Origin of the sequence: Streptomyces sp. NPDC093089 (assembly GCF_044754405.1) — a bacterium.
Taxonomy (GTDB): domain Bacteria; phylum Actinomycetota; class Actinomycetes; order Streptomycetales; family Streptomycetaceae; genus Streptomyces.
Genome location: NZ_JBIVPA010000017.1, coordinates 79,195 through 101,784 on the forward strand (window position 1 = coordinate 79,195; position 22,590 = coordinate 101,784).

The 22,590-nt window shown below is 72.2% G+C and carries 22 protein-coding genes; 10 read left to right on the forward strand and 12 right to left on the reverse strand.

Annotated elements, in window-relative coordinates:
* The first annotated feature begins 204 nt into the window (after positions 1–204).
* Positions 205–597, forward strand: a complete 393-nt coding sequence (locus tag ACIQFX_RS33105) for an SCO5389 family protein (protein WP_017236120.1) — start codon at positions 205–207, stop codon at positions 595–597.
* A 107-nt stretch (positions 598–704) separates the two neighbouring features.
* Here ACIQFX_RS33105 and ACIQFX_RS33110 read toward each other — a convergent pair whose 3' ends face one another.
* Positions 705–1,739: an LLM class flavin-dependent oxidoreductase gene (locus ACIQFX_RS33110; RefSeq protein WP_402470865.1), complete on the reverse strand. Its 1,035-nt coding sequence runs from the start codon at positions 1,737–1,739 to the stop codon at positions 705–707.
* Positions 1,740–1,937: 198 nt separating this feature from the next.
* Here ACIQFX_RS33110 and ACIQFX_RS33115 point away from each other — a divergent pair, with 198 nt between their 5' ends.
* Positions 1,938–2,264: an ATP/GTP-binding protein gene (locus ACIQFX_RS33115; protein ID WP_402470866.1), complete on the forward strand. Its 327-nt coding sequence runs from the start codon at positions 1,938–1,940 to the stop codon at positions 2,262–2,264.
* 15 nt (positions 2,265–2,279) lie between these two features.
* Here ACIQFX_RS33115 and ACIQFX_RS33120 read toward each other — a convergent pair whose 3' ends face one another.
* From ACIQFX_RS33120 to mce, 7 genes are all read right to left on the reverse strand, one after another.
* Positions 2,280–3,116 carry an ABC transporter permease gene (locus ACIQFX_RS33120; protein ID WP_402470868.1) on the reverse strand — a complete coding sequence of 279 codons (837 nt, stop codon included), beginning with the start codon at positions 3,114–3,116 and terminating at the stop codon, positions 2,280–2,282.
* Positions 3,113–4,279 carry an ABC transporter ATP-binding protein gene (locus ACIQFX_RS33125; protein WP_402470870.1) on the reverse strand — a complete coding sequence of 389 codons (1,167 nt, stop codon included), beginning with the start codon at positions 4,277–4,279 and terminating at the stop codon, positions 3,113–3,115. The genes ACIQFX_RS33120 and ACIQFX_RS33125 overlap by 4 nt, the downstream gene beginning before the upstream one ends.
* 186 nt (positions 4,280–4,465) lie before the next feature.
* The gene (locus ACIQFX_RS33130; protein WP_402470872.1) at positions 4,466–5,245 is read right to left on the reverse strand and encodes an ABC transporter permease; all 780 of its coding nucleotides are present in this window, start codon (positions 5,243–5,245) and stop codon (positions 4,466–4,468) included.
* A 3-nt stretch (positions 5,246–5,248) separates the two neighbouring features.
* A complete protein-coding gene (locus ACIQFX_RS33135) occupies positions 5,249–6,256 on the reverse strand; it encodes an ABC transporter ATP-binding protein (protein ID WP_402470875.1) in 1,008 nt (335 codons plus the stop codon).
* Positions 6,257–6,331: 75 nt separating this feature from the next.
* Entirely contained in the window at positions 6,332–7,267 is a 936-nt protein-coding gene (locus ACIQFX_RS33140; RefSeq protein ID WP_017236114.1) for a cellulose-binding protein, read from the reverse strand.
* A 114-nt stretch (positions 7,268–7,381) separates the two neighbouring features.
* The gene (gene scy / locus ACIQFX_RS33145; protein WP_402471002.1) at positions 7,382–11,980 is read right to left on the reverse strand and encodes a polarized growth protein Scy; all 4,599 of its coding nucleotides are present in this window, start codon (positions 11,978–11,980) and stop codon (positions 7,382–7,384) included.
* Positions 11,981–12,165: 185 nt separating this feature from the next.
* The gene (gene mce, locus ACIQFX_RS33150; RefSeq protein ID WP_402470878.1) at positions 12,166–12,618 is read right to left on the reverse strand and encodes a methylmalonyl-CoA epimerase; all 453 of its coding nucleotides are present in this window, start codon (positions 12,616–12,618) and stop codon (positions 12,166–12,168) included.
* A gap of 137 nt (positions 12,619–12,755) precedes the next feature.
* Between mce and ACIQFX_RS33155 the strand changes: the two genes are divergently transcribed.
* Together ACIQFX_RS33155 and meaB are read left to right on the forward strand one after the other, a co-directional pair.
* Positions 12,756–13,958, forward strand: a complete 1,203-nt coding sequence (locus ACIQFX_RS33155) for an acetyl-CoA C-acetyltransferase (RefSeq protein ID WP_402470881.1) — start codon at positions 12,756–12,758, stop codon at positions 13,956–13,958.
* Between the two features lie 26 nt (positions 13,959–13,984).
* Positions 13,985–14,941, forward strand: a complete 957-nt coding sequence (meaB, locus tag ACIQFX_RS33160; protein WP_402470884.1) for a methylmalonyl Co-A mutase-associated GTPase MeaB — start codon at positions 13,985–13,987, stop codon at positions 14,939–14,941.
* Between the two features lie 64 nt (positions 14,942–15,005).
* Here meaB and ACIQFX_RS33165 read toward each other — a convergent pair whose 3' ends face one another.
* From ACIQFX_RS33165 to ACIQFX_RS33180, 4 genes are all read right to left on the reverse strand, one after another.
* On the reverse strand, positions 15,006–15,485 hold the full coding sequence (locus ACIQFX_RS33165; RefSeq protein ID WP_402470885.1) for a MarR family winged helix-turn-helix transcriptional regulator: 480 nt from the start codon (positions 15,483–15,485) through the stop codon (positions 15,006–15,008).
* 83 nt (positions 15,486–15,568) lie between these two features.
* Positions 15,569–16,354: an AIM24 family protein gene (locus tag ACIQFX_RS33170; RefSeq protein WP_402470886.1), complete on the reverse strand. Its 786-nt coding sequence runs from the start codon at positions 16,352–16,354 to the stop codon at positions 15,569–15,571.
* Positions 16,351–17,001: an AIM24 family protein gene (locus tag ACIQFX_RS33175; RefSeq protein WP_402470889.1), complete on the reverse strand. Its 651-nt coding sequence runs from the start codon at positions 16,999–17,001 to the stop codon at positions 16,351–16,353. The genes ACIQFX_RS33170 and ACIQFX_RS33175 overlap by 4 nt, the downstream gene beginning before the upstream one ends.
* Entirely contained in the window at positions 17,001–17,639 is a 639-nt protein-coding gene (locus tag ACIQFX_RS33180; RefSeq protein WP_026057632.1) for an AIM24 family protein, read from the reverse strand. Before ACIQFX_RS33180 ends, ACIQFX_RS33175 begins: the two co-directional genes overlap by 1 nt.
* Before the next feature lie 107 nt (positions 17,640–17,746).
* Between ACIQFX_RS33180 and ACIQFX_RS33185 the strand changes: the two genes are divergently transcribed.
* From ACIQFX_RS33185 to ACIQFX_RS33210, 6 genes are all read left to right on the forward strand, one after another.
* Positions 17,747–18,100 (forward strand): DUF3817 domain-containing protein, encoded by a 354-nt coding sequence (locus ACIQFX_RS33185; RefSeq protein ID WP_402470892.1) that lies wholly within the window; start codon positions 17,747–17,749, stop codon positions 18,098–18,100.
* A complete protein-coding gene (locus ACIQFX_RS33190) occupies positions 18,097–18,390 on the forward strand; it encodes an MTH1187 family thiamine-binding protein (protein ID WP_376489516.1) in 294 nt (97 codons plus the stop codon). Before ACIQFX_RS33185 ends, ACIQFX_RS33190 begins: the two co-directional genes overlap by 4 nt.
* 179 nt (positions 18,391–18,569) lie before the next feature.
* Entirely contained in the window at positions 18,570–19,292 is a 723-nt protein-coding gene (locus tag ACIQFX_RS33195) for a hypothetical protein (protein ID WP_402470895.1), read from the forward strand.
* Between the two features lie 35 nt (positions 19,293–19,327).
* Positions 19,328–19,987 carry a DUF4166 domain-containing protein gene (locus ACIQFX_RS33200; RefSeq protein WP_402471004.1) on the forward strand — a complete coding sequence of 220 codons (660 nt, stop codon included), beginning with the start codon at positions 19,328–19,330 and terminating at the stop codon, positions 19,985–19,987.
* Positions 19,984–20,679 carry a TetR/AcrR family transcriptional regulator gene (locus ACIQFX_RS33205; protein ID WP_402470898.1) on the forward strand — a complete coding sequence of 232 codons (696 nt, stop codon included), beginning with the start codon at positions 19,984–19,986 and terminating at the stop codon, positions 20,677–20,679. Before ACIQFX_RS33200 ends, ACIQFX_RS33205 begins: the two co-directional genes overlap by 4 nt.
* 39 nt (positions 20,680–20,718) lie before the next feature.
* On the forward strand, positions 20,719–22,590 hold the full coding sequence (locus ACIQFX_RS33210; protein WP_402470899.1) for a glycosyltransferase family 2 protein: 1,872 nt from the start codon (positions 20,719–20,721) through the stop codon (positions 22,588–22,590).

Below are 22,590 nucleotides of genomic sequence, written 5' to 3' on the forward strand. Positions count from 1 at the left end.
GTCTCCGGGGTGCGCCGGAGCACGGTCATGAGCCGAACACCCGTCGGTTATCAGCCGGTTGTGTTCCCAATCTTCTGGTGCGCTCAGGACTGCGCGCTTACCGTGGAAGCTGGAGGTCGTCGTCCGTGCACGCTGCGTGTCGGGCGGACCGGCCTTCGTCCCTGCCCGCAAGACCCCGTCCGCGGGGTCGCGAGAGGAGAACCCATGTCGCTCGACGTCTCACCGGCACTGTTGGAACAGGCCGAGCGAGGCGAGGTCGACGAAGCCGACTTCGTCGACTGCGTCCGGACCTCCCTGCCCTACGCATGGGAGATGATCAGCTCTCTGGTGGCCCAGCTGAAGGTCGACGGCGGAGAGTTCGCCGACAACCAGACGCCGCCGCCGAACGAGCAGGCACGTGGTCAGCTGCTGCGCGCGCTCGCCAGCGACGCCATCCGCGGCGCGCTCCAGCGGCACTTCGGGGTGCGTCTCGCCTTCCAGAACTGCCACCGGGTGGCGGTGTTCCCGCTGGACCCGGCGGTGGACGAGCGGCTCGCCCGCTTCACATCCGTACGGGGGCAGCTTCTCAACCAGTCGCCCGAACTCCGCGACTGCTGAGGCATGGTGCTGCCGCTCCGCATCACGGGGTCGCGATCGGTGCGCGCCGACGCGCATCGTCGCCAGGAGATGCCGGAGCGGCGGCACGGTCCCGGCCGTGCCGGGGATCACACCAGGAGCGGCAGGACCTCCGCACCGAGCCGCCGCACGTTCTCCTCGGTCGCCGCGAGGTCGCCCGAGCCCTCCGCGAGGAGGGCGAAGCGCGTGATGCCCGTCCGCTCCGAGGTCGCCGCGAGCCGGTCCGCCGCGATCCGCGGCGTGCCCACCGGGTGCATCCCGCACAGCAGCTCCGTGTACGCCACGGGGTCCCGCATCGCCCGGTGCCGGCCGTCGACCGTGACATGGGCGTCGAGCCCCTGCCGCAGCCAGCCCGGCATCGCCTTCACCAGCGCCTCGGCCGCGTCGGGACCGCGGTCGGCGAGCTGCGCCACCCCCGCGGAGACGTGGCAGGCGCCGATCCGCGCGATCTCGTCCGGGTCCCGTCCGGCCTCCCGCGCGCAGCGGGCCCAGGCCGCGACCATCTCGGCCTTGTCCTCGTCGCCGCAGTGCATCCCCAGCAGCATCGGCAGGCCCCGCTCGGCGGCGAGCCGCACGCTCTTCGGCGAGGTGCAGGCCACCACCACCTCGGGGCGGGCCGGGCCGTCGATCAGCTCGTCCGGCCGTGGCACCACCGGCACGTCGCGGAAGGAGAACCGCTCGCCCCGGGCGCCCACGCTGGGCTCGGTGAGCCAGCGCAGCAGCAGGTCGAGCGATTCGGGGAAGCCCTGCTCGTACGCGTCGAGGCCGGAGCCGAACACCTCCAGGTCGACCCAGGGGCCGCCCCGGCCCACCCCGAGGGTGAACCTGCCGCCCGAGGTCAGGTGCAGCAGCGCCGCCTGCTCGCCCAGGGCGACCGGGTGGACGCTGGGCAGCACGCTCACCGCCGTGCCGACCCGCAGCCGACGGGTGCGGCCCAGGAGCAGCGCGGCCAGTGTCACGGCCGACGGGCACACCCCGTACGGCACGAAATGGTGCTCGGCCAGCCAGACGGAGTCGAGCCCCGCCTCCTCCGCGACCTCGGCGGTCCGCACCGCACGGTGCAGCGCCTCTCCCTGCCCCTGGCCCGGGAACTGGGCGGCCAGAACGAACGTACCCACGCGCATCGCCTTCTGCCTCCTTGCGGCCGACGCGTATCTCCCCTCGCACTGGCAACAACGCCTTGCACGTGCCAAAGGCAACGGCCGTTCATGAAGTTCTTGCGATTTTCCGCTAAGCCGTCCCGGGCGGGGCCGGGGGCACCGCGTCGCGGCCCGTAGGCTGGAGGGAACGGTCCGTGTTCCCAGACCCCGTGAGGTGTGCCCGTGTCCCCGCGCCACAACCGTTCCCGAGGCGGCGAGAAGCCCGACCCGCAGGCCGACCACGGCGACCGGTACGGCGGCGTGCAGCGCACCGAGACCTGGCAGGGCGAGGAGTGGTACGTCCGCCTCGTCGCCGGCGCCAGCTCCCCCGGCAAGCGCTACCGCTGCCCCGGCTGCGACCAGGAGATCCCGCCCGGCGCCCCGCACGTCGTCGCCTGGCCGGAGTACGGCGGGGTGGACGACCGCCGCCACTGGCACAAGGCCTGCTGGAACGCGAAGGACCGCCGCACCAGCAAGGTGCAGCGGTCCCGCAACGCGCCGAAGTACTAGGGGTACCCGGCGGATTCACACGTCCCGGTTGTTCAGCAGCGCGAAGGCGCCGCCGAGCGCGACGGCCGTGACGCCCGCCAGGATGAACAGCGGCTGCCAGCCCGCCGGGCCGTCGCTCCCGAAGGGCGGCTGGTCGGCGTACAGCGCGATCATCTGCGAGGGGATGGAGTACGTGAAGAGCCACTCCTGCACCGACTTGAGCGCCTCGGAGAACATGAAGAGCGCCACCACCAGCGGCAGCAGCAGCACGCCGATCATCACCGTGATCGCGCCGGCGGAGTGGCGGATCACCGTTCCGATCGCCAGCGACAGCAGACCGAGCAGGGCCAGGTAGGCGCCCGCGCCGACCGTGGCGCGCAGGAACTCGCCCGCCGACGGGTCCGCGGCCGTGTCCACGATGGCCACCTGCGCCGCCGCGACCAGCGTCGCGACCACCGTGGTGACCGTGAAGACCAGCAGGAAGAAGACGGCCGCCTTCGCCGTCAGCACCCGCGCCCGGCTGGGGCAGGCCGTCAGGGTCGTACGGATCATGCCCGTGCCGTACTCGGAGGCGATGGTGAGCACGCCCAGCGTGATCACGCAGATCGCCGCGGGCAGCATGCCGAAGAAGCCGAACCCGAGCGCGGACTCCTCGCCCATCGGCGCGTCCGAGGCCGCGGCGATGGCCGCCACCCCCAGGCCGAGGGCCAGCATCAGCAGGATCATGACGCCGAGCGTCCACATCGTCGACCGCACCGAGCGGATCTTCGTCCACTCGGAGGCGAGCGCGTCACCCAGGTGCGCCCGGCGGACCGGGATGGGGGAGACGTACGTGTACGGCGCCGGAGCGGGGTGCTGGGCGGGGGCGGTCATCGGGCGTCCTCGGTGGTGTCGCTCGGCTGCGGGGTGGTCGGCTGGGAGACGGGCGACGGCGCGACGGCCGGCGGCGCGTACGGACCCGGCGCGGGCGCCTGCGGTGCCCCGGCGTAAGGATTCTGCCCGGGCGGCGGCGGGGCGTACCAGCCCTGCTGCGGCACGTCCTGGACCACCGGCTGCGGCGGCATCCCGTACCCCTGCTGGCCGGGGTGCGGGGCCGGCTGGAGGTGCGCGAGGCGGTCGTCGGTCGAGCGGTAGTCCACGGCGCCCTGCGTCAGCCGCATGTACGCCTCCTCCAGGGACGCCTGGTGCGGGGACAGCTCCCAGAGCCGCACGTCCGCGCCGTGCGCCAGGTCGCTGATCCGCGGCAGCGGGAGACCCGTCACCCGCAGCGCGCCGTCCGGCTCGGACAGGACCTGGCCGCCAGCCTCCGTGAGGACCGCCGTCAGCTTCTCCCGCTGCGCCGGCTCGGTCTGCGGGGTCCGCACCCGGGCGAAGTCGGCGGAGTTCGCCGAGATGAAGTCCGTGACGCTCATGTCCGCGAGCAGCTGCCCGCGGCCGATCACGATCAGGTGGTCCGCCGTCAGCGCCATCTCGCTCATGAGGTGGCTGGAGACGAAGACGGTCCGGCCCTCGGAGGCCAGCTTCTTCATCAGGTTGCGGACCCAGAGGATGCCCTCCGGGTCCAGGCCGTTGACCGGCTCGTCGAAGAGCAGCACCTGCGGGTCGCCGAGGAGCGCCGCCGCGATGCCGAGGCGCTGGCCCATGCCGAGCGAGAAGCCCTTGGAGCGGCGCTTGGCCACGTCCTGCAGGCCGACGACGCCGAGGACCTCGTCGACGCGCTGCGCCGGGATGCCGGCGAGCTGCGCGAGCGACAGGAGGTGGCTGCGCGCGCTCCGCCCGCCGTGCACGGCCTTGGCGTCGAGCAGCGCGCCGACCTGCCGGGGCGCGTTCGGCAGCTGCCGGAACGGGTGCCCGCCGATCGTCACGTGCCCGGCGGTGGGCTGGTCGAGCCCCAGGATCATGCGCATCGTCGTCGACTTGCCCGACCCGTTGGGCCCCAGGAACCCGGTGACCACACCGGGCCTCACCTGGAAGGAAAGGTTGTACACGGCCGTCTTGGCGCCGTAGCGCTTCGTCAGGCCGACTGCCTCGATCATTCTCCAGCCCCATCGACAGGTCGGTCGCATCCATGTCGGGGCGTGGCGGCCTGCGGCCGGAGCCCCCCGTATGAGCTAGGAGCTTATCCAGCCACGGACGGTTCCGGCGAAGCGGAAGGGAACCTCCGCCGAACCTCGGGGAGATTCCCTGGCCGTCCCCTACGGGATCGGGCGCCGCCTACGGGATCAGGCGTCCCGCTTCTTCAGCACCAGGTAGCCGCCGAGCAGCGAGGCGATCACCCAGAGCACCATGATCCCCAGCCCGGCCCAGGGCCCGTACGGAGCCTCCTCCGAGTTCATCGCGTCGGGGATGACCCGCATGATCTTCGCGCCGGCCTGGTCCGGGAAGTACTGGGCCACCTCCTTGGCCTTCGGCACCGCCGAGAGGATGTTGGAGACCAGGAGCAGGAAGGGCACCAGGATGCCGAGCGACAGCATCGACGAGCGCAGCATCGTCGCGACGCCCATGGAGAACACCGCGATCAGGCCCATGTAGAGCCCGGCGCCGAACACCGCGCGCAGCACGTTGTCGTCGCTGATCGAGGCGCTGTGGTCGCCGAGCAGCGCCTGCCCCAGGAAGAAGGTGACGAAGCTCGTCGCGAGCCCGACCAGCAGGGCGAGCCCGCCCGCCACCGCGATCTTCGAGAAGAGGAAGGAGGCCCGCTGCGGCACGGCCGCCAGCGAGGTGCGGATCATGCCCGACGAGTACTCGGTCCCCACCACCAGGACGCCGAAGACCACCATCGCCAGCTGGCCGAGGATCATCCCGGAGAAGCTGACCAGGGTCGGGTCGAAGGTGATCCGCTCCGCCTCGTTCAGATCGCCGAACGTGGAGTTCACCAGGGCGCTCAGCCCCGCGCCCATCGCCATCGTGACGAGGAAGGCGCTCGCCAGTGTCCAGACGGTCGACGACACCGTCCGGATCTTGGTCCACTCGGACTGGAGGACCGCGGATGCCGCTGCCATCGTTCAGGCTCCCTGGGAGGTCGAGTCGTAGGAGTCGGGGGAGTCGGGGGCCGACGCGGCGTTCGCGCCCCATCGGGGGCCCGGCGCCGGTGCGCCGTGTACGTCGGTGCCGTGCGCGTGGTACTCGACCGCACCGGCCGTCATCTGCATGAAGGCCTCTTCGAGGGAGGCGCGCTGGGCGCTCAGCTCGTGCAGGGTCAGACCGTTCTCGGCGGCCAGCTCGCCCAGCTTCTCGGTCGTCGCCCCGTCCACCTCCAGGGTGCCGTTGCCCGCCTCGACCACGATCAACCCGCTGTCGTGGAGCACGTCCCGAAGGCGTTCCTGTTGCGGGGAGCGCAAGCGCACGAAACTCCGGGAATTCTGCTGGATGAAATCCGCCATCGACGTGTCGGCCAGCAACTTTCCCTGGCCGATCACGATCAGATGATCGGCCGTCAGTGCCATTTCACTCATCAGATGACTGGAAACGAAGATCGTCCGGCCTTCGGCGGCCAACGCCTTCATCAGATTGCGGATCCAGTGAATTCCCTCGGGGTCCAGACCATTGACGGGTTCGTCGAACATCAGGATCTCGGGATCACCGAGCAACGCCGAGGCGATGCCCAGCCGCTGACCCATGCCGAGGGAGAAACCCTTCGACTTCTTCTTCGCGACCGGCGTCAGACCCACCAGGCCGAGCACCTCGTCCACCCGCCGCGCCGGGATCCGGTTGGACTGCGCGAGGCACAGCAGGTTGTTGTACGCGGAGCGGCCGCCGTGCATCGCCTTGGCGTCGAGCAGCGCCCCGATGTACTTGAGCGGCTCCGCCAGCTCCCGGTAGTGCTTGCCGTCGATCCGGACCGTCCCGCTCGTCGGGTTGTCCAGATCGAGCATCATCCGCATCGTCGTCGACTTGCCCGCCCCGTTGGGCCCCAGGAACCCGGTGACCATGCCCGGCCGCACCTGGAAGGAGAGATGGTCGACCGCTGTCTTCGTCCCGTAGCGCTTGGTCAGGCCCTCAAGCTCGATCATGCGTACCAACCTACGGGTGCGCAAAACCCCCCGCCACCGGAATGACAGGGGGTTTCGGCGGGTGCTGCCGACTCGTTACCGGGACTGCTGGGCCGGGACGCCGGCCGCGCGCTCGTCGTCGATCGGGGAGCCCGCCGCGGCGACCGCGGCACCGGTCAGCGTCGCCAGCATCTCGCGGACGTTGGTCAGCTGCGCGTTGATCGAGTCGCGGCGGTTCGTCAGCGCCGCGAGCTCGCGCTCCGACTCCGAACGGATCCGGTCGGCCTTGGCGTTCGCGTCGGCCACGATGTCCTCGGCCTGGCGCTGCGCGGTCTCCACCGTCTGGCGGGCCCGGCGCTCCGCGTCCGTACGCAGCTTCTCGGCCTCCAGGCGGAGCTGCTCGGCGCGGTGCTCGATCTCCGCGAGACGCTTCTCGGCCTTCGCCTGACGGGAGGCCAGGTCCCGCTCCGACTGCTCGCGGCGCTTCGCCAGGTTGGTCTCGAAGTCCGCGGCGGCCTGAGCGGCCTTGGCGCGGGTCTCCTCGAAGAGGGCGTCCGCCTCCTCGCGCTTCGACTGCGCGTCCTTCTGCGCCTCGGCACGCAGCGAGTTCGCCTCGCCCTGCGCCTTCTCGACGATCCGGACGCCCTCGTCCTCGGCCTTCGCCTTCCGGTCCGCCGCGAACGACTCCGCGTCGTTGCGCACCTGCTGGGCGGAGGACTCGGCCAGCTCGCGGTGCTGCTCGGCGGCGCGGCGGGCCTCCTCACGCAGGTCCTTCGCCTCCTCCTCGGCGAGCCGGAGGATCTTCTCGACCCGGGCGCCGAGGCCCGCGTACGACGGCTCGGCGTCGGTGACCTGCGCCTGCGCGTTCTGCGTCTCGAGGTGGAGCTCCTCGATGCGCTTCTCCAGCGAGGTGATACGGGACAGGGCGCTGTCGCGGTCGGACACCAGCTTGGTAATGCGGTCGTCCACCTGACCGCGGTCGTAACCGCGCCGCACGAGCTCGAAGCCGAAGGGGGAGGATGTGTCGCTCATGGGTTTCCTGTCGAATGAGACCGGTGAGGTGTTAGGGGGAATCCTAGGGGCCGAAGCGGCGTGTCATCGAGCGTATGCCCGTTTGATCTGGAGAATGTCCAGCCTTTTGAGTGGCTAGCCGTCCTGGGACTTGCCACTCGAACGGGTGGTCCCCGCCGAAGCGCCCGCCTTGGCGCCCACGCCCCCGGCCGACTTCGTTCCCGTCGACGGGGTCTCGAAAGACTCCAACGCCTCCAGTACGTCCTGGACACGGGAGATCTCGGCGTTGATGTCCTTGCGGCGGCGCACCAGGACCTCCAGCTCGCGCTGGCCCTCCGCGACGGTCTTCTCCGCCTCGGCCGCGGCCTCCGCCCGGATCCGCTCCGCCTCCGCCTTGATGCCCTCGCCCTCCGCGATGAGCGAGGCCTTCTTCTGCTCGGCCTCCTTGAGCAGCGCGTCGGCCTTCCGGACCGCGGCGATGCGGACCTTGCTCGCCTCCGAGCTCGCCTCGGAGAGCAGCTCCTTGGCCTTCTTGTCCGCCTCGGCACGCTGCTCCGTCGCGGCCGTCACCAGCTTGTCGACCCGCTCGCCCGCCGTCCGCATCTGCTCGGCCGTCTCGCGCCGCGCCCGCTCGTGCAGCTCCTCGATCTCGCCCTCGACGCGGCCCCGCAGCTCCTCGGCCCGCTCCCTTATGGCCGTCGCGTCGCCGCGCGCCCCGACGAGCAGCTCGTCCGCGTCGGTACGGGCCTTCTCCACCAGGGAGTTGCCCTCGACGGTCGCCTCGGCGACGATCCGCTCGGCCTCCTTGCGGGCCGCGCCGACCATCGTGTCCGCCTGCGACTCGGCTTCCGTGGTGGCGCGCAGCGCCTCCTCCTGGGCCTTCGCGATGAGCTGGTCGGCCTGCTCGGCCGCGTCCGAACGCTTCCGGGCGCCGGCCTCCCGCGCCTCGTCGAGCGTCCGGTCCGCCTCCTCGCGGGCCTCCGAGCGCATCTGCTCGGACGCCGCCTCGGCGTCCGCCCTGACCCGCTCCGACTCGGCACGGATCCGCTCGGCGTCCTGCTGCGCCGCGGCCAGCGCCGCGGCGCCCGCGGCCTCCGCCTCGGCCTTGGCCCGCTCGCCCTCGGCGACGGTCCGGGCGGCCTGCTCGGCGGCCTCCGCCGCGACCCGCTCGGCCTCGGCCCGCGCGTCCGCCGTGACCGCGTCGGACAGCTCGACGGCCTCGGTGGTGAGCCGCTCGGCCTCGCTCGTGGCCTCGGCGATCAGCGCGTCGGCCTGTTCGGCGGCGTCGGTACGGCGCTTGTCGGCGGCCTTGCGGGCGTCGTCGAGGACCTGCTCGCCGTCGGCCAGCGCGGCGTTCCGCAGGGCCTGGGCGTGTGCCTCGCCGTCGATCTTGACCTGTTCGGCCTCGGCGCGCAGGCGCTGGGCGTCCTGCTCGGTCGTCTCCATGAGCTCGACGGCCTCGGTGGTGAGCCGCTCGGCCTCGCTCGTGGCCTCGGCGATCAGCGCGTCGGCCTGTTCGGCGGCGTCGGCGCGGCGCTTGTCGGCGGCCTTGCGGGCGTCGTCGAGGACCTGCTCGCTGTCGGCGATGGCCGCGTCGCGCAGTGCTTCGGCGTGTGCCTCGCCGTCGGCCTTGACCTGTTCGGCCTCGGCGCGCAGGCGCTGGGCGTCCTGCTCGGTCGTCTCCATGAGCTCGACGGCCTCGGTGGTGAGCCGCTCGGCCTCGCTCGTGGCTTCGGCGAGGAGGGCGTCGGCCTGTTCGGCGGCGTCGGCGCGGCGCTTGTCGGCGGCCTTGCGGGCGTCGTCGAGGACCTGCTCGCTGTCGGCGATGGCCGCGTCGCGCAGTGCTTCGGCGTGTGCCTCGCCGTCGGCCTTGACCTGTTCGGCCTCGGCACGCAGGCGCTGGGCGTCCTGCTCGGCCTCCGTGCGGAGCACGGCCGCCTCGGCGGCGATCCGCTCCGCCTCCGCACGCGCCTCGCCGACCGCGGTCTCGGCGCGCTCGGCGGCCTCCGAACGGATCCGGTTCGCGTCGTCCCTGGCGTCGGCCCGGGTGCGGGCCGCGTCCTGCTCGGCCGAGGCGAGCGAGTCCGTCACCTCGGTGCGCACCCGCTGCGCGTACTCGGCGGTGTCCGTCCGCAGCTTCTCGGCCTCGGCGAGGGCGTCCGTGACGGTCCGCTCGGCCAGCGCCTTCGCGGCGTCCGACTCCTCCTGGGCGCGCGTCCGGGTGCGGGCCGCGTCCTCGGACGCCCGCTCCCGCTCCGCGTACGCGTCGGCGCGGACCCGGTCCGCCTCCTCCTGAGCCTCGGTACGGGTCCGCTCGGCCGCGTGCTCGGCGGCGCTGCGCAGCCCGGCGATCTCCTCGTCGGCCTGCTCGCGGAGGCCGGCGACCGAATCCCGTACCTCCTGGGCGGTCTGCTCGGCGGCGGTGACCATCTCGGTCGCCCGCGCGTCCGCCTCCTCGACCAGGCGCTGCGCCTCGGCCTGCGCGTCCTCGACGCGCTTGCGGGCGGCGGCGAGGAGCTCCTCGGACTGCTCGCGGGCGAGCTCGCGCTCCCGGCCGGCCTCGGAACGGGCCGACGCGAGGGTCTCCTCGGCCTCCCGGCGGCGCCGGTTGGCCTCCTCCTGCGCGGCGGCCAGCGCCTCGGCGGCCTCGGTGGCCACCCGCTCGGCGGCGGCGGCGGCCTCGGCCCGCACCCGGTCGGCGGTCTCCTGGGCCTCGGACTTCAGGCGCTCGGCCTCGGCCGAGGCCTCGGTGCGGAGCCGTACGGCCGCGCTCTCGGCCTCGGTACGGGTGGTCGACGCGTCCGACGCGGCCTCGGCGCGCAGCCGCTCGGCCTCCTGCTCGGCCTGCTCCCGGAGCGTGCGGATGCGCTCCGCGGCCTCGGTGCGCAGCCGCTCCGTCTCGTCGGCGGCCTCGCGCCGCATCAGCTCGCTCTCGGCGCGGGCGTCGGTCAGCTCCTCGCCCGCGGCCGCCACCTTGGCCTCGGCCTCGGCGTGCAGCCGGGTCAGCTCCTCGGCGGCCTCCGTGCGGCGGGCCTCCGCGGCCCGCTCGGCGTCGGCGCGCAGCCCGGCGGCGGCCTCCTCGGCCGCGGCCTTCACCGACTCGGCCTGCTCGTCGGCCTCGGCGCGCAGCCGCTCGGCCTCGGCGCGGGTCCGCTCCAGGGTCTCCTCGGCCTGGGTCCGGAGCGTCTGGGCGCGCTCCATCGCCTCGGACTTGATCCGCTCGCCCTCGGCGCCGGCCTTGGCCCGCTGCTCCTCGGCGTCCGTGCGGGCCTTGGTGAGGAGCTCCTCGGCGGTCTTCGCCGCCTCCTCGATCTGCTGGAGGGCCTCGCGCCGGGCCTCGCTGCGGATCCGCTCGCCCTCGTCGACGGCCTCGGCGCGCAGCTGCTCGGCCTCGCCGCGCAGCCGCCGGGCCTCCTCCTGGAGCTCGACCGTCTTGGCCCGGTACTCCTTGGTGTCGTCCTTGGCCGAGCCGAGCAGTTCGTCGGCCTGCTCGCCGGCCTCGGCGCGCAGCCGGTCCGCCTCGGTCTCGGCCTCGCGGCGGACCCGCTCGGCCTCCTCTGAGGCCTTGCGGGTGGTCTCCCGGGCGTCCTCGGACGCCTTGGTGAGGATCTCCTCGGCGCTGCGCGCGGCCTTGGCGAGCGCGGCGGCGGAGTCCTCGGCGGCGGCCGACACGGCCTTCTCGGAGGCCTCGGAGAGGATCTTCTCGGCGTGGGCGGTCGCCTCGCGGAGCTTCTCCTCGGCCTCCGCCTTCAGCGCCTCGGCGTCCTTGGTGGCCTCGCCGACGAGCCGGGCGATCTCCGTCTTGGCGGTCCGGGTCCGCTGCTCGTTGACCGACTCGGCGGAGGCGAGCTGGCGGGCGGCGGCCTCCTTGGCCTCGGAGAGGGCCTTCTCGGCCTCGGCGCGGGCCAGCCGGAGCCTCTCCTCGGCCTCCTGCATGCGCTGTTCGGCGGCGCGCGAGAGTTCGGTCGCCTGGCGGCGGGCCTGGTCGGTCTCGGCGGTGGTGGTGGAGCGGAGCTGCTCGGCGTGGCTGGTGGCCTCCTGCGCCTGGCTGGAGGCGGCGGTCAGGAGCCGTTCGGCGTCCTTGCGGGCGCGCAGCAGGATCGCCTCGGCCTCGGCGCGGGCGGACTCCGCCTCGGCGCCGACCCGGCGGCTGGTCTCCTCGGCGAGCCGGGTGGCCTCGGCGCGGGCGGTGGCGAGCGACTGCTCGGCCTCGGCGCGGGACTCCTCCATCAGGCGGCGGGCCTGGGACTCCGTGCGGGCGCGGAGCTGCTCGGCCCAGGCGACGTTCTCGTTGACGTGCGCCTCGACGGTCTGTCGGCGCTCGCTGAGCTCCTGGTCGAGCTGCTGGCGGCGCTGGACGGCCTCGTTGTGCAGCTCGGCCTGGAGCCGGGCCTGGTGCTCGGCGTGCTCCTGGAGGATGCGCTGGGTCTGGGCGCGGGCCTCGCGCAGTTCCCGTTCGGCGTCCTGGCGGAGCTGCTCGGCCTGCGCCTGCGCGTTCCGCAGCAGCTGCTCGGCCTGGTAGCCGATGTCGGCGCTGTCGTACGCGGGCCGGGACGCGATGGTGCGGCGCGCCTCGTGGAGCTTGGCACGCAAGACCTCGACCTGGTAACCGAGGTCCTCGGCGTGCTGGACGGCCTTCTCGCGCTCGGTCTTCAGCCGGTCCATCTCGGCTTCGAACCTCGCGAGATGGTCGTCCTCGGCTCGGTGGCTCTCCTGGCGTTCGTAGCCCCGCACAGCGCGGTCCATCCGTCCCCTGGTCGCAACACTCCAACGAGCACCGCCCTCACGGTCGAGGACGGACCCCCGGGGAATCGTGGCAGATCGGACGACCCCGACATCCCGACTTCGGTGCCACGCGGGGCAGCCCCGACCGGCCCCGGCCCGGAGTCGCCCACTCTACCGGGCCAGGAATCCGGGGGTCAGTGCTCCGCTGAGGAGTGGTCAGCGGACGGCTCGGCCGAGGTGACCAGTTCCGTGAGGACGCCGTGGCAGTCCTTGGGGTGCAGGAAGGTGATCCGGGACCCCATGGAGCCGATCCGCGGCTCGTCGTAGAGGACGCGGACGCCCTTCCCGCGGATCGCCTCGGCGTCGCCGTCGACGTCCGCCGTGCCGAAGGCGATGTGGTGCACGCCCTCGCCGTTCTTGGCGAGCCACTTGCCCACCGCGGAGTCCTCCCGGGTGGGCTCCAGGAGCTGGAGGTACGAGGCCCCGCCGTCGGAGGTGTCGTTGATCTTGAGCATGGCCTCGCGGACGCCCTGCTCCTCGTTGACCTCGGAGTGGAAGACCTCGAAACCGTACGTGGCACGGTAGAACTCGACAGTCTTGTCCAGGTCGAAACAGGCGATCCCGATGTGGTCGATTCGCGTCAGCATGCCTCCAGTGCACCGCCGGGAAGGTGGTGACGCAACGTGCGCGCCGTCACACCGGCAGGCCGGTGACCCGGCGCGGCGCCGCTCAGTACATTGGCGGTAAACCCTCGTTCACTCCTCATCCCAAGGGGCCGTGCCTCATGTCTGGAACGACCGGTACCACTTCAGTGATCGTCGCGGGCGCCCGGACGCCCATGGGTCGCCTCCTCGGCTCGCTCAAGTCCTTCTCGGGCGCCGACCTCGGCGGCTTCGCCATCAAGGCCGCCCTGGACCGGGCCGGCATCGGCGGCGACCAGGTGCAGTACGTGATCATGGGCCAGGTGCTCCAGGCGGGCGCCGGCCAGATCCCCGCCCGCCAGGCCGCGGTCAAGGCCGGCATCCCGATGAACGTCCCCGCCCTCACCATCAACAAGGTGTGCCTGTCGGGTCTCGACGCCATCGCGCTGGCCGACCAGCTCATCCGCGCCGGCGAGTTCGACGTCGTCGTCGCCGGCGGCCAGGAGTCGATGACCAACGCCCCGCACCTGCTGCCGAAGTCCCGCGAGGGCTTCAAGTACGGCGCGATCGAGATGCTCGACGCGATGGCGTACGACGGCCTCACCGACGCCTTCGAGGGCATCGCCATGGGCGAGTCCACGGAGAAGCACAACACCCGCCTCGGCATCCAGCGCCCGGAGCAGGACGAGATCGCCGCCCTGTCGCACCAGCGCGCGGCCGCCGCCCAGAAGAACGGCATCTTCGAGGCCGAGATCACCCCGGTCGAGATCCCGCAGCGCAAGGGTGAGCCGGTGGTCTTCTCGAAGGACGAGGGCATCCGCGCCGAGACCACCGTCGAGTCCCTCGGCAAGCTCCGCCCGGCCTTCGCCAAGGACGGCACCATCACCGCCGGCACCTCCTCGCAGATCTCCGACGGCGCCGCCGCCGTCGTCGTGATGAGCAAGGCCAAGGCCGAGGAGCTGGGTCTGGAGTGGATCGCCGAGATCGGCGCCCACGGCAACGTCGCGGGCCCGGACAACTCGCTCCAGTCGCAGCCGTCCAACGCGATCCTGCACGCGCTGAAGAAGGACGGCCTGTCCGTCGAGGACCTCGACCTGATCGAGATCAACGAAGCCTTCGCCGCGGTGGCCGTCCAGTCAATGAAGGACCTCGGCGTTACCCCCGAGAAGGTGAACGTCAACGGCGGCGCCATCGCCCTCGGCCACCCGATCGGCATGTCCGGCGCCCGTGTCGTGCTGCACCTCGCGCTGGAGCTCAAGCGGCGCGGCGGCGGCATCGGCGCGGCCGCCCTCTGCGGCGGCGGCGGCCAGGGCGACGCGCTGATCGTCCGCGTCTCCGGCAAGTAAGTCACTCCAGGCAAGGAGCCCTGCACATGGTGGACGTCCCCGCTCTGGTCACCCAGGCACGGGAGGGCAGGCCGCGGGCCGTGGCCCGGCTGATCTCGCTCGTGGAGGGGGCGTCCCCGCAGCTGCGCGAGGTGATGGCCGCGCTCGCGCCGCTCACCGGCGGCGCGTACGTGGTGGGCCTGACGGGCTCGCCCGGCGTCGGCAAGTCCACGTCGACGTCCGCGCTGGTCAGCGCGTACCGGCGGGCGGGCAAGCGGGTCGCGGTGCTGGCCGTCGACCCGTCCTCGCCGTTCAGCGGGGGAGCGCTCCTCGGCGACCGGGTCCGGATGTCGGAGCACGCCTCCGACCCGGGCGTCTACATCCGCTCCATGGCCACCCGCGGCCACCTCGGCGGTCTCGCCTGGGCGGCCCCGCAGGCCATCCGCGTCCTGGACGCGGCCGGCTTCGACGTGATCCTGGTGGAGACGGTCGGCGTCGGGCAGTCGGAGGTCGAGATCGCCTCCCAGGCCGACACCTCGGTCGTCCTCCTCGCGCCGGGCATGGGCGACGGGATCCAGGCCGCGAAGGCGGGCATCCTGGAGATCGGCGACCTGTACGTGGTGAACAAGGCCGACCGGGACGGGGCCGACGCCACCGCCCGCGAGCTCAACCACATGCTGGGCCTCGGCGAGGCGCGGGGCGCGGGCGACTGGCGGCCGCCGATCGTCAAGACGGTCGCGGCGCGCGGCGAGGGCGTCGACGAGGTCGTGGAGGCCCTGGAGAAGCACCGCGCCTGGATGGAGGAGCACGGGGTCCTCGCGGAGCGCCGCCGGGCCCGCGCCGCGGGCGAGGTCGAGGCCATCGCGGTCACGGCCCTGCGCGAGCGCATCGGCGACCTGCACGGCGACCGGCGTCTTGACGCGCTCGCCGAGCGGATCGTGGCCGGCGCCCTCGACCCGTACGCGGCCTCCGACGAGCTGATCGCGAGCCTGACCGGAAACTGACCCCGGTCCATGCGGGAAGGGCCTCTCCGGTCGTCCGGAGAGGCCCTTCGCGTTCTCTGTCAGGTCACGGCTTGCCGCGGCGGCCGCGGAGCTGCTCCGCGACCGGCTTCAGGGACTCGTGGAGGTCGCCGAGGGCCTCTCCGCTGAGCTGGTCGATGAAGTGCCTGCGCACCGACTCGACGTGGTGCGGGGCGACCTTGCGCATGGTCTCCATGCCGTCGTCGGTCAGGACGGCGTAGAGCCCGCGCCGGTCGGACTCGCAGTTCTCGCGGCGGACGAGTCCGGCGTTCTCCATCCGGGTGATCTGGTGCGAGAGCCGGCTCTTGGACTGGAGGGTGGCCGAGGCGAGGTCGCTCATGCGCAGCCTCCGCTCCGCCGACTCCGAGAGGTTCACCAGGATCTCGTAGTCGTTCATCGTCAGGCCGAACGGCTGGAGGTCCCTCTCCAGCTGGTACGTCAGCATTCTCTGGACGTCCAGGAAGGTGCGCCAGGCGCACTGCTCGCCGTCGGTGAGCCAGGGGGTGGCTGCGGTCTCGGTCTCCATATATGGATTCTACCTAAGAAGTTGAATACTTGACGAAGTCTGGGAGCGCGCGTTCGAGGACGTCACACTCCGCAGACTACCGCTCACAGACCGAAGCGACGCTGGAGGTCGCCGAGCTGGCCGGGAAGGCGCGGTACCGATCCGGGCACGCCCTGGCCGGAACCGTGCGCCGACTGCCCGCCGGGCACACCCGCCTGCGCGGGGGGCCCGCCGATCGACCGCTCCGCCATGAGGAGCTCCGTCGACTGCAGCAGCACCGTGCCCGCGCCGACGAACTCGAACTGGTGCTCCTCGCCCGAGGTGCCGCCGATGCCCGTCAGCGCCCGGAGGCCGCCCATCACGCCGGTCATGTAGCCGTGGTCGTAATGATGGCAGGGAGAGGGGCAGTCGGCCCAGCCCACGAGGGCCTGTGGATCGACCCGCATCGGCGGCTCCATGAAGACCACCGGGCCGTTCGACGCGGCCACGAACTTGCCGGTGCCGATCAGGGTCACGAAGCCCGGCACGATCGACTGCTTGAGCGCCAGTGTCGGCTGGTACGCGAGGAGGTTGCCCGAGCGGATCGTCAGGTTGCCCTGGTCCAGGTCGTACGAGTTCACGTCGAAGGCCCGGTCCGCGAGCAGCATCTTGCCGCTGCCCTCGGCCACCACCCAGTCGCTCGCGTGCAGCGGCGAGTGGAAGGACGTCCGGACCAGCCGGTCGAGCCGGCCGTGACCGATGCCGTTGAACTCGATCCGCCCGTAGTAGGCGATCATCTTCCCCTTCTGCAGGAACCACTGGGAGCCCTTGAGCTCCACGCAGAAGGTGTACGGGTTGACGTTGTCGTCCGACGGCAGGGAGTGCGGGTCGTGGATGACAGGGGTGCTCACAGCTTCTCCTCCGAGGCCTGGACGTACACCGCGCCGCTGCCGCTCAGCTCCAGCTGGAAGGCCTCGCCCGAGCCGCGCCCCACCATGTCGCGCCAGCCGAGCGCGGTGGAGAGCTTGTTGCGCACGTCGCCGTGGTGGGCCACGTACGCCTGCGGGTCGACGTGGACCGGGCGGCCCGGGGTGATGGGCAGCTCGATGACGCCGCCGTGCGCCATGACGGCCACCGAGCCGTGGCCCTTGAGCGTGGTGGTGAAGAGGCCCTGGCCGGTCACCTGGCCGCGGACCATGCCCATGACCCCGCCCTGCGAGCCCATGAACATCGTGCCCTGCTCCAGGGTGCCGTCGAAGGCGAGCAGGCGGTCGGCCTCGACGTACAGGGTGTCGCCGGTGAGCGCGATCACCTGGATGTGGTGGCCGCCGTGTCCGAACATCACGGTGCCGCTGCCCTCGACGGTCATCAGCGGGGTCGCCTCGCCGGCCACCCGGCGGCCGATCATCGACACCAGGCCGCCCTGGCCGCCCGCCGTGTTCGGCGTGAAGGTGACGTCGCCGCGGTACGCGAGCATCGCGCCGCGCTGGCTGAACATGCGCTGCCCGGGGATGACGGTCGCCTCGACCATCTTCGAGTTGATCTCGCGGAACGGCATCAGACGTCGCCCCCGATCGTGTTCCGCTCGCTCGGCTGGACGTACACGAGGCCGTCCCCCTCGAAGCGGATCTGGAAGGCCTCGCCGCCGCCCTCGCCCATGAGGGTGCGGAAGGTCACACCCGACTGGAAGTGCTGCTGGAGGTTGCCCTGGTGGGCGATGTACGCGCCTGGGTCGACCTGGAGCGGGTACTGCGGGGTCACGCGCAGCACCACGGCCGGGCCGTCGGACGTGATCGCCGCCTGGCCGGTGCCCTCGACGGTGGTGGTGAAGAGGCCGTTGCCGGTCGCGCCGCCGCGCAGCCCCGTGAAGGTGGTGCCGGTGCGCAGCCCCGCGTCGGTGCAGAGCAGGTTGCTGGCCTCCACCCAGAGCTTGTCGCCGTGCAGGGACACGAGGTTGATCTCGGAGGCGCGGTCGGCGAACCAGCAGGTGCCCTGGCCGCGTACCTCCATCACCTCCATCTGCTCACCGGTGAGCCGGCGGGTCACCATGCCGCGCAGGCCCTCACCGCCACCGCTCATCTTCTTGAACGCCATCTGGCCGTCGTAGGCGACCATCGAGCCGTTCTTCGCCTTGACGGAGTCGCCGGTCATGGAGACGGCGAGCACTTTGCTGCCTTGGAGTCGGAACGTTGCCACCCCAGGAAGGTACTGGGCCCCCGGATAAAGAGACAGCAAAGTCGGCGTGCACAATGGACGGGCCCTTGTGCATCCGTTCACAAGACCGAACGAAGGTGACCCCCTCCGTGGACATCAAGACCGCTTCCTCCCTCCACCGGCTCCGGCTCGTCTCCGCGCCGGAGGCCGTCTCGTTCCTGCTCCTGCTGGTCTGCTCGGTGCTCAAGCGGACGACGGACTTCAACGCGGTGCCGGTCATGGGCGCGGTCCACGGCCTGCTGTTCGTCCTGTACGTCCTCTTCTGGCTGGACGCCTGGAACCGCACCAAGTGGAGCTTCGGCACCGCCGCCCTCTACTTCGCCCTCTCGGTGCTGCCCTTCGGCGGCTTCTACGCCGAGCGCAAGCTCAAGCGCGAGGCCGAGGACGCGGTCATCGCCTCCCGCGCGCGGGCCGAGGCGGCCGAGGACGCGGTGAAGGCGTGATCGTCGCTTTCTCGGTCACCCCGCTGGGTGTGGGGGAAGAGGTCGGCGAGTACGTCGCCGACGCCGTCAGGGTCGTCCGTGAGTCCGGGCTGCCGAACCGCACCGACGCCATGTTCACCTCGATCGAGGGGGAGTGGGACGAGGTGATGGACGTCGTGAAGCGCGCCGTCGCCGCCGTGGAGGCCCGGGCGCCGCGCGTCTCGCTGGTGTTGAAGGCCGACATCCGCCCGGGCGTGACGGACGGTCTGACCGCGAAGGTCGAGACGGTGGAGCGCCACCTCGGCGCCTGACGTGGAGCGCCGCCTCGGCGTCTGGCGCCGAGGCGTGAACGCGGCAGCCCCCGGTCCTGGTCAAGGGCCGGGGGCTGCCTTGTGCCCGAGGGTTGAGCGACTGCTCAAAATCGGCTACCTTCAGCCGCGGGGCAGTTTTGAGCAGTCGCTCAAAATGCCGGTCGGCAAGGGGAGCGGTCATGGGTCTCTACATCGAGACGCGGGTGCGCACGGACCTGGACACGCTCTGGGAGCGCACCCAGGAACCCGGACTCCACCAGCGGTGGGACCTCCGCTTCACGGAGATCTCCCCCCTGCCGCGCGTCGGGGACGAACCCCGGCGCTTCCGGTACGCGACCCGCGTGCTGCCCTTCCTGGCCGTCGCCGGCACCGGTGTCTCCGCGGGGGAGCGCCACCGGGCCGGCGGCGACCGGGTCTCGGCCCTCCGCTTCGCCTCGCCGCACCCGCTGTCCCCGCTCGCCGAGGGCAGCGGCTACTGGAGGTACCTGCCCACCGCCGACGGCGTCCGCTTCCTCACCGGCTACGACTACCGGCCGCGCTGGGGCCCCGCGGGCCGCGTCGCCGACCGGCTCGTTCTCCGGCCCCTCATGGGCTGGGCCACGGCCTGGTCCTTCGACCGGCTGCGCCTCTGGTGCGAGCGGGGCATCACCCCGGAGCGCTCGCGGAACCGCTGGCTGCTCGAACTCCTCGCCCGGGTGCTGGCCGTGGCCGTCCCGTGGACCGCCGGCGCGCTGCCGCTGGGCTTCGCGGCGCTCGCCGCCGTGCCGCTCACCGTCCTCGGACTGGCCCTCGCCGTCCTCGTACCGCCCTCGCCACGGGCCCCCGCGGCCCGGCGCTGCCTGCGCACCCCGCCCGCCCGCACCCGGGAACCCCGACTCCTCGCCGCCCTGGAGCAGCCGTGACCGCGACCACCGCGCCCTCGATCTTCCGCACCGCCATGGGGGACGCCGAGTTCGAGCGACTGCACCCGGAGATCCGGCGCCGCTTCTCGGTGGGTCTCGCGAGCGGGGAGCTGTGCGTCGGACAGGGCGTCATGGACCGCATCTGGCACGGCCGGGCGTTCGTGAAGCCGTTCCTCGCGGTCGGCGGACTGCGCAACATCCTGCTGCCCCGCACCGGCCGCGACGTCCCCTTCCGGATCGAGAACGTGCCCTACGCCGACTCGTTCGGGCGGGAGACCGTCACCTTCGTCCGCACCTTCGCCCTGCCCGGCGGGCCCCGGCGCTTCGACGCCACGATGGTCCTCGGCCCCGGAGGCGACCGCGTCCTCGACTACCTCGGCACGCACCAGCACCTCGCCAGCGACCTGCACCCCTCCGCCGAGCCCGACGGCTCGCTCCTCATCACCTCCGGCGAGCACCGCTTCCGCGAGGGCCCGCTGGACGTGCGCGTGCCGGAACTGCTCGGCGGCCGGGCCGAGGTGCGCGAGTCCTTCGACGAGCGCACCGGCCGCTTCCGCATCGACGTCCGGGTGGTGAACCGGTACTTCGGACCGCTCTTCGGCTACCAGGGGTCGTTCACCGCCGCATACGCCGACGTACCCTCCCGTGGGGTGCGCGCGGGGCTGCGCCCGGTGCGCGAGGAGGTACGGGCATGAGCGGGGACGCCGGCGGGGGCACGAAAAGCCGCAGGACGGCGGCGCAGGACGTGCGGAGCCAGGAGACCCGGGAGAAGCTGCTCGAAGGGGCCCTGCGCACGCTCGTCGAGCAGGGCATCGCGAAGGCGTCCGCACGCGCCATCGCGGCCACCGCCGGGGTCAACCAGGCCCTGGTCTTCTACCACTTCGGCTCCGTCGACGAACTGCTCGCCGCGGCCTGCCGGCACGGCGCCGAGCAGCGGGTCGCCCGCCACCGCGAGCGCCTCCGCTCCGTCGGCAGCCTCACCGAGCTGCTCGCCTTCGGGCGCGAGATGCACGACGAGGAACGGGAGGCCGGACACGTCGCCTTCCTCGGGCAGCTGCTCGCCGGGGCGCAGGCGCACCCCCGGCTCGTGCCCGCCACCGCCGCCGGGCTCGACCTGTGGATCGCCGAGATCGAGCAGGTGCTCGTCCGCGTCCTCGCGGAGACGCCGCTCGCCGAGTTCACCGACCCCGCCGGACTCGCCCGCGCGGTCGGCGCCTCCTTCATCGGCCTCGGGCTCTACGAGGGCGTCGACCCCGCCGGCGCCGAGTCGGCCTTCGCGGCCCTGGAGCAGCTCGGCGCCCTGATGGCGGCCGTCGAGGAGCTCAACCCGGTCGCCCGGAAGGCCGTCACCTACACGCTGCGTCGGCAGAGCGGTCGCGGCCGGTAAAAACCCTCACTCGGACTACTCCAGTCGACACGCCGAACGATGTCCCCTTTTGTTGGGATATCGACTCGTTCGACGACAGCTGGAGGCACCGTGCGACCGGGAGGCTACGACTACGACACCTACAGCCGACTCGCCGGACCGCTCACGGAGCCGGACCCGGCGGCCTACAAGGTGCGGTACCGGAGTCTGCTGTCGAAGGAGCCGCACCGAATACGAGCCGTCCTGCTCATGTGCCTCGCGCCGCTCCTCTCGGCGCTGCTCCTCGCCTACCTGGTCTGGCCGACCCACTGGACCGTCCGCGAGGGCGACGACACCTGGCGCGTGCCGTACGACACCGTGATGCTCGTGTCGATCGGCCTCATCTGCTTCTTCATGCTCGTGAACGTCACGTCGATCGCCCACGCCACCATGGTCGCCCGCGACCCGATACCCGTGTACGCCGAGAAGGGCACCCGCGTCGCCTTCCTCACCACGTACGTCCCGGGCAAGGAGCCGCTCTCCATGGCACGCCGCACCCTCGAGGGCGCCGTGCGGCTGCGGCACGAAGGACCGCTCGACGTCTGGCTCCTCGACGAGGGCGACTCCGACGAGGCCAAGGCGCTCTGCGCGGAGCTCGGCGTACGCCACTTCACCCGCGCCGGCGTCCCCGAGTGGAACCGCAGGAAGGGCGTCCACAAGGCGAGGACCAAGCACGGCAACTACAACGCCTGGCTCGCCCAGCACGGCGACGACTACGACTTCCTCGCCTCCGTGGACACCGACCACGTCCCGCTCCCCAACTTCCTGGAGCGGATGCTCGGATACTTCCGCGACCCCGACATCGCCTTCGTCGTCGGCCCGCAGGTCTACGGCAACTACGACAACCTCGTCACCAAGGCCGCCGAGTCGCAGCAGTTCCTCTTCCACGCCCTCATCCAGCGGGCCGGCAACCGCTACCGCGCGCCCATGTTCGTCGGCACCAACAACGCCGTCCGCATCTCCGCCCTGAAGCAGGTCGGCGGCCTGTACGACTCCATCACCGAGGACATGGCCACCGGCTTCGAACTGCACCGCAGGAGGAACCCGGGCACCGGCCGCTTCTGGCGCTCCGTCTACACACCCGACGTGCTCGCCGTCGGCGAGGGACCGGCCTCCTGGACCGACTTCTTCTCCCAGCAGCTCCGCTGGTCCCGGGGCACCTACGAGACGATCCTCAAGCAGTTCTGGAAGGCACCCTTCCGCACCCCGCCGGGCCGCCTCCTCAACTACACCCTGATGCTCGTCTACTACCCGATGACGGCCGTCAACTGGCTCCTCGGCATCCTCAGCTGCGTCCTCTACCTGTGGCTCGGCGCCTCCGGCACCCAGGTCTCCACCCAGGTGTGGCTGATGATCTACAGCGACGCCGTCGCCCTCCAGATCGGCCTCTACCTCTGGAACCGGCGCCACAACGTCTCGCCCCACGAACCCGAGGGCTCCGGCGGCCTCGCCGGCATGGCGATGTCCGCGCTCTCCGCGCCCATCTACCTCAAGTCCCTCGGCTCGGCGCTCCTCCGCACCCGCGGCCGCTTCGTCGTCACCCCCAAGGGCGGCGAGGCCAGCCCCGACCGGGTCCCCACCTTCCGCATCCACCTCTACTGGGCGGTCGTCCTCGTCGCCTCGCTCGTCGCCTCCGTCCACTTCGGCCACACCCACGCCGCCATGCGCACCTGGGCCCTCCTCGCCCTGGCCATCACCCTGGCCCCGATCGCCGTCTGGGGCCTCACCACCGTGCGCGGGCGCCGGGCCCACCGGGTCCGCGAGGCCGCCCGCGCCCGCGTCAGGGCCCGCGGCCTCGCCGACGCCCGCGAGGGCGTCGAGGTGCGCCCCGCCGTCACGGCGATCCCTCCCACGCCCACCGCACCCGCCCCCACGACGACCGGAGGGAACTGA

Coding starts and splice junctions, on each gene's coding strand:
- ACIQFX_RS33105 (WP_017236120.1), top strand. CDS start 205: ATGTCGCTCGACGTCTCACCGGCACTGTTGGAACAGGCCGAGCGAGGC.
- ACIQFX_RS33110 (WP_402470865.1), bottom strand. CDS start 1,739: ATGCGCGTGGGTACGTTCGTTCTGGCCGCCCAGTTCCCGGGCCAGGGG.
- ACIQFX_RS33120 (WP_402470868.1), bottom strand. CDS start 3,116: ATGACCGCCCCCGCCCAGCACCCCGCTCCGGCGCCGTACACGTACGTC.
- ACIQFX_RS33125 (WP_402470870.1), bottom strand. CDS start 4,279: ATGATCGAGGCAGTCGGCCTGACGAAGCGCTACGGCGCCAAGACGGCC.
- ACIQFX_RS33130 (WP_402470872.1), bottom strand. CDS start 5,245: ATGGCAGCGGCATCCGCGGTCCTCCAGTCCGAGTGGACCAAGATCCGG.
- ACIQFX_RS33135 (WP_402470875.1), bottom strand. CDS start 6,256: ATGATCGAGCTTGAGGGCCTGACCAAGCGCTACGGGACGAAGACAGCG.
- ACIQFX_RS33140 (WP_017236114.1), bottom strand. CDS start 7,267: ATGAGCGACACATCCTCCCCCTTCGGCTTCGAGCTCGTGCGGCGCGGT.
- mce (WP_402470878.1), bottom strand. CDS start 12,618: ATGCTGACGCGAATCGACCACATCGGGATCGCCTGTTTCGACCTGGAC.
- ACIQFX_RS33155 (WP_402470881.1), top strand. CDS start 12,756: ATGTCTGGAACGACCGGTACCACTTCAGTGATCGTCGCGGGCGCCCGG.
- meaB (WP_402470884.1), top strand. CDS start 13,985: ATGGTGGACGTCCCCGCTCTGGTCACCCAGGCACGGGAGGGCAGGCCG.
- ACIQFX_RS33165 (WP_402470885.1), bottom strand. CDS start 15,485: ATGGAGACCGAGACCGCAGCCACCCCCTGGCTCACCGACGGCGAGCAG.
- ACIQFX_RS33175 (WP_402470889.1), bottom strand. CDS start 17,001: ATGCCGTTCCGCGAGATCAACTCGAAGATGGTCGAGGCGACCGTCATC.
- ACIQFX_RS33195 (WP_402470895.1), top strand. CDS start 18,570: ATGGGTCTCTACATCGAGACGCGGGTGCGCACGGACCTGGACACGCTC.
- ACIQFX_RS33200 (WP_402471004.1), top strand. CDS start 19,328: ATGGGGGACGCCGAGTTCGAGCGACTGCACCCGGAGATCCGGCGCCGC.
- ACIQFX_RS33205 (WP_402470898.1), top strand. CDS start 19,984: ATGAGCGGGGACGCCGGCGGGGGCACGAAAAGCCGCAGGACGGCGGCG.
- ACIQFX_RS33210 (WP_402470899.1), top strand. CDS start 20,719: ATGTCCCCTTTTGTTGGGATATCGACTCGTTCGACGACAGCTGGAGGC.